The organism is bacterium (genome assembly GCA_027622355.1).
Taxonomy (GTDB): Bacteria; UBA8248; UBA8248; order UBA8248; family UBA8248; genus JAQBZT01.
The window spans coordinates 1-4,570 of record JAQBZT010000236.1 but is presented as its reverse complement, the minus strand read 5'-3'; the positions used below and the strand labels follow the sequence as shown (position 1 = coordinate 4,570).

The window sequence follows — 4,570 nt, the reverse complement described above, 5'->3', positions numbered from 1 at the left end:
GCCGAGGTCGAATCCGCCCTCATTGGGCACGCCGCCGTCATCGAGGCAGCGGTCATCGGCACCCCCCACCCCATCAAGGGAGAGGCCCTCACCTGCTTCGTCGTTCTCTCGGACGGCTACGAGCCCTCGGACGCGCTGCGCGAGGCGCTCAAGGATGAGACGGTCAAATATCTGGGCAAAAGCCTGCGCCCCGAGGAAGTGAAATTCGTCGAGGCGCTGCCCAAGACCCGCTCGGCCAAGATCGTCCGCGGGGCCATCAAGAAGATCTACCTGGGCGCGGACCCCGCCACCATTGACACCAGCTCCATCGAGGTCCCCGAGCTCCTCCACGCCATCGCGAAAGCCCGCTGAGGCGCCGCCTGCCGTGAAAATCTGGGTGGACGCCGACGCCTGCCCCCGGGAGGCGAAGGAGCTCATCTACCGCGCCGCCGAGCGCACGGAGACGCAGGCCCTTTTCGTGGCGAACGCCCCGCTCCGCGTTCCGGATTCTCCCTACCTCGAGGCCGTGCGCGTCCCGCAGGGCTTCGATGTCGCGGACGATTACATCGCGCAGGAGGCGGCGGGCGGGGATATCGTGATCACGGCGGACATCCCCCTCGCGGCGCGGGCGGTGGAAAAGGGGGCCGCCGCCATCAACCCCCGCGGGGAGGTCTACACCGGGGAAAATGTCGGGGAGGTGCTCGCGCTGCGGAACTTCATGCAGGAGATGCGATCGGGGGGATATGTGCAGGGCGGGCCCGCGGGCTATTCCGACACCGACCGCCACCAGTTCGCCGCGGCGCTCGACCGCACGCTCACGCGCCTGCAGAATGAAAATCCGCCCCTCAGCTGAAGAGCAAGAGGCGCGCCCCGCCCGCAATCGCCAGCATCAAGATGATCATGTGGAACACGCGGGGGGACATCCGGTTGTGGGCCCAGGCGCCGATGCGGAGCCCCACCCAGAGCAGGGGCAATCCCACGCCCGCCGCCCAGAAGACCTCCCGCGAGAGAACGCCCGCCTGCCAGTAGCCGATCATCTTCAGCGGATTCACGACGAAGAACAGCGCCCAAACCGTTCCCAGGAAGAGCATCTTGGAGAATCCCATCGAGATCAGAAACGGGCTCAGAACGGTTGACCCCGTGTTGGCGACCGAGGAAGCGAATCCGCTCAACAGCCCGCCGAAGCGCGCCACCCAAACGGGAAGGCGCACGGAGGGGACCTCCCGCCCCCTGATCTCCCGGACGATCTGCTGAAGCGAGAGCAGAACGCAGAAGGATCCGATCAAGATCCGCAGACTCCGATCGTCGATCCAGGAAAGCACCCAGGAGCCCACGGCCACGCCGCCGACCATCCAGGGAAGAATCCGGAACACCATCTGGCGGTCCCACTCCCGGCGCAGTTCGCGGGCCAGCACGATGTCCGCCAGCGTACTGGCCATGGCGATGAAGGTGAGCGCGAATTTTGGAGAGAAGGTCAAGGCCGTCAAAACGGGCGTCAACGCGAGACCGATCCCCGCCCCGAAGGTCCGCTTCAGAAAACCGATCCCGATCGAAGCAACGCCGATGGCAATCCATTCGAATAGTGAGAAATAGGACATCTTTCCTGTCACCCCAACAGGAGCCGGAGGCCGGCGACAAACGCCAGGCAAAGGAGAGAAAGGTTGAACGCGCGCTGCGAGAGCCGCTGGAGCACATGCTTGCCGATCCAGCCGCCCAGAAATGCAAGGGGCACGGCCGCAACGCAGGCAATAAATATTTTCAGATTGACGATGCCGGCCACCCAGAACGAGATCACTTTCACCGGATTCACGAATACCCATGTCGCGATGATGGAGGCCACCACCGCCGTCTTCTCAAGGCCCTGGCTGAGATAGAAAAGCGAGAGCACGAGCCCCCCCGAATGGGTGAGGGCGCTGGTCGTCCCCCCCAGAATCCCCAGGCCCAGACCGGCGGCGGTCCCGACGCGGGGGGTGGGCAGCCCGCCGCGCACCTCCCCCCACGCCTGGATGCCCGCGAAGATCAGAGCGCCCGCCCCGATCACGCGGCGGAAAGCCGCCTCGGGGATGTTCACCAGAAGGGTGGTCCCGATGAAGATGCCGATGACAAAACCCGGAACCATGAGACGGACGAGGCGGCCCTCCCACTTCCGCCAGAACATGGGGAGGGTGACGAAATCGGTGGACCACATGATCACGGAGATGACCCCCATCACGAAGCGCGCGGGCCACCAAAGAACCAGGATGGGCACCAGGAGGATTCCCGTCCCCATGCTGAACGTCGTCTTGAAGAACCCAACGACGAACGCGCTCAGGGCGATGGGACCGAGATGATAGAGATCGAATTCCATGCCTTCCCTTTTCTTCAGTCCGGCCGGGACGCGGCGATTTCGCCGGCGCCCTTCATGCGGCGAGTATTGACGAGGTAGATGCCCGCCGCAATCAGCGCCGCCCCGGCAAGGGTCGGCAGCCCGAGCACCTCCTGAAGGATCAGCGCCCCCAGGAAAACCCCGAACACCGGACAGAGGAACATGTACGCGCTGACGCGGCTCGGAGAGTACTGCGCCAGGAGTATCACCCACAACACCTGGGTGATGCCCGTTCCCACGATGCCGTTGTAGCCCGCCCCCGTGAGGACGTAGAGATTGGTCAGGTCCGGCCAGCCCTCCCCCTTCGCCAAGGCGATGGGAAGGAAGAGCACCACGGCGACGAGCTGCACCCACGCCGTGATCTGGAACGCATCATGCCCCTTGAGGCGCACCTTGAGAAAGAGCGACTGCACCCCCCACACAAAAGCAGAGACCAGGATGATGGCGTCGCCCAGCCAGGTCGGGCCCGTGGCCGCGAGCTTTTCGTTGAAAAGGAGGACCATCCCGATCGCCGCCGCTGAGAATCCCGCGACGCCCCGCACGCCGATCCGCTCGGCGGGCATCAGCCATGCCGCAAGGGCGGTGTAGAAGATGGGCTGCCCGTAGAGAAACAGCGAGGCCCGGCCCGCCGTCGTGAAGGCGGCGCCGTTGTAAAACAGGAGAAATACCAGGTTGTGCAGAAGCGTGTTCCACCAAAAATCCCGGCTCCCCTTTGGAGGCATGAATTTTCCGCCGCGCATCCGGATGAGAAAAAAAACCGTCAGCGCGGAAATCAGGCTCCTGAGCCAGAGAAACGTAAACGGCCCCATCCCCTGAAGGCCGATCTTCACTGTTGTGAAGCTCAACCCCCAGAGAAAGGTCACCGTGATGGCCAGGACGTAAAACCGCACCGAACGTTCCTCTCTTACCCTTGCTTCAACTGCGCGTTTTTAATTTCCGGGCGTATTCCAAAAGGCCATGCGGACGATCGGGCGAAAGGGAATCCGGGAAGGCGGGGTCTTCAGCGCCCCGACGCGGACTTTCTGCTCCAGCTCTTCGTGGCATTTGTCACAGCGAGGCTGCGCAAAATTCGGCACCAGGAATTTCTTCTCTCTCCTTCCACCCACCTTGTGGCCACTGTGGCACTGGACACAAGAAAAGGAAAGCTCCGCGTGGTCGGTGATAGCGTGAAAACTCCCCTCGGGAAGATCGAGCACCCTGTCCTCGGGGTGGCACTTGAGGCAATCCTTGTTCTTGATGGGATGAAACACGCGGGAGGGTTGCTTGTAATCGCCCGTGACGAATTTCACGGTATCGCCCGCGGCCAGCCACGTCGTCTGCATCATTCCGAAAATGCCGTCCTCCCCATGACAAGAGATGCAGCCGGCCTTCCCGCCCGCCAGATGCCATCCGCCCAGGGTGCGGACATCGGCTTTCGCCCGTCCTCCGTCGTCCAGATAGACTTGATGGTCCTGGAGGTGACACGAGGTGCAGAAGGGATCGTAGGACTCCAGCGCGCGGATGCCGTACAGGCCGCCCACCCCGAGCGCCGCCACCGCCGCCACGGCGCCCAGAGCGATAATCGTCCACTTGAAGCGCATAAATCGCATCGACCTCTCCTCGGCACTGCCATGCTAGCACCCGGGTTCCCTGCCCGGCAACGGAAACCCATTCCCTCTCCTTTCCCCCACCGGCGCCCTTTTGCTACGATGCCGCCCAGAGGAGGAAGCCCTGTGGCACGCACAAGGTTCGGCCCCAACCGAAAACAAAGGCTCCGGCCTGCGCCGGCGAAATCCCCGGCTGAGGGCGCATCGGCCGAGAGCGCGAAGGATATCGCTGCCCGTTTGAAGGCGGCCTCGGCCACCGGAAAGTCCACGCCGGACTACCGCCGCCGCTCGCTCGAGATTCACGGCTGGATCTGCGCCAAGTGCGGCCGGGATTTCGATGAAACGAACCTTCACCTCCTGACGGTGCACCACCGCGACAGCAACGCCAAAAACAATCCGCCGGACGGAAGCAACTGGGAAAACCTCTGCACCCATTGTCATGAAGATGAGCACTCCCGCGACATGCTTGGCCGCTACATCAGCGGTCAGGACTGAAGCGGGCCTTATCCGGCAGCGGCCGAAATGATCCTGCGCACAAAGCCATCCATCGCACGTGGACGCTTCCGGGTGCCCGCCTCGAAGTCACACTCGATCCGCGCGATCGCCTTCGCGTCGCTCGCGACGGGGGAAAGACGGATCC

General features: G+C 63.6%; 7 protein-coding genes. 3 read left to right on the top strand and 4 right to left on the bottom strand.

The features are described from left to right. Nucleotides 1-351 (top strand): hypothetical protein (locus O2807_12295; protein ID MDA1001279.1); only part of this gene is annotated, 351 nt, incomplete at its 5' end. A gap of 13 nt (nt 352-364) precedes the next feature. Continuing rightward, the gene (locus O2807_12290) at nt 365-832 is read left to right on the top strand and encodes a YaiI/YqxD family protein (protein MDA1001278.1); all 468 of its coding nucleotides are present in this window, start codon (nt 365-367) and stop codon (nt 830-832) included. Here O2807_12290 and O2807_12285 read toward each other — a convergent pair. The 4 genes from O2807_12285 to O2807_12270 are packed head-to-tail and all read right to left on the bottom strand — an operon-like array spanning nt 825 to nt 3,933. Next, entirely contained in the window at nt 825-1,577 is a 753-nt protein-coding gene (locus O2807_12285; GenBank protein ID MDA1001277.1) for a sulfite exporter TauE/SafE family protein, read from the bottom strand. The genes O2807_12290 and O2807_12285 overlap by 8 nt on opposite strands. Nucleotides 1,578-1,585: 8 nt before the next feature. Then, nucleotides 1,586-2,326, bottom strand: coding sequence for a sulfite exporter TauE/SafE family protein (locus tag O2807_12280; protein MDA1001276.1), 741 nt, complete (start codon nt 2,324-2,326; stop codon nt 1,586-1,588). Between the two features lie 14 nt (nt 2,327-2,340). Beyond that, nucleotides 2,341-3,234: a DMT family transporter gene (locus O2807_12275; GenBank protein ID MDA1001275.1), complete on the bottom strand. Its 894-nt coding sequence runs from the start codon at nt 3,232-3,234 to the stop codon at nt 2,341-2,343. 39 nt (nt 3,235-3,273) lie between these two features. After that, a complete protein-coding gene (locus O2807_12270) occupies nt 3,274-3,933 on the bottom strand; it encodes a NapC/NirT family cytochrome c (protein ID MDA1001274.1) in 660 nt (219 codons plus the stop codon). Nucleotides 3,934-4,155: 222 nt separating this feature from the next. On the opposite strand from O2807_12270, the gene O2807_12265 reads away from it, so the two are divergent. Then, nucleotides 4,156-4,425, top strand: a complete 270-nt coding sequence (locus O2807_12265) for a YajD family HNH nuclease (protein MDA1001273.1) — start codon at nt 4,156-4,158, stop codon at nt 4,423-4,425. Nucleotides 4,426-4,570 lie beyond the last annotated feature (145 nt).

Bases quoted from the DNA above. Each gene is read 5' to 3' on its own strand.
- O2807_12285 (MDA1001277.1), bottom strand. From the start codon at position 1,577: ATGTCCTATTTCTCACTATTCGAATGGATTGCCATCGGCGTTGCTTCG.
- O2807_12270 (MDA1001274.1), bottom strand. From the start codon at position 3,933: ATGCGATTTATGCGCTTCAAGTGGACGATTATCGCTCTGGGCGCCGTG.
- O2807_12280 (MDA1001276.1), bottom strand. From the start codon at position 2,326: ATGGAATTCGATCTCTATCATCTCGGTCCCATCGCCCTGAGCGCGTTC.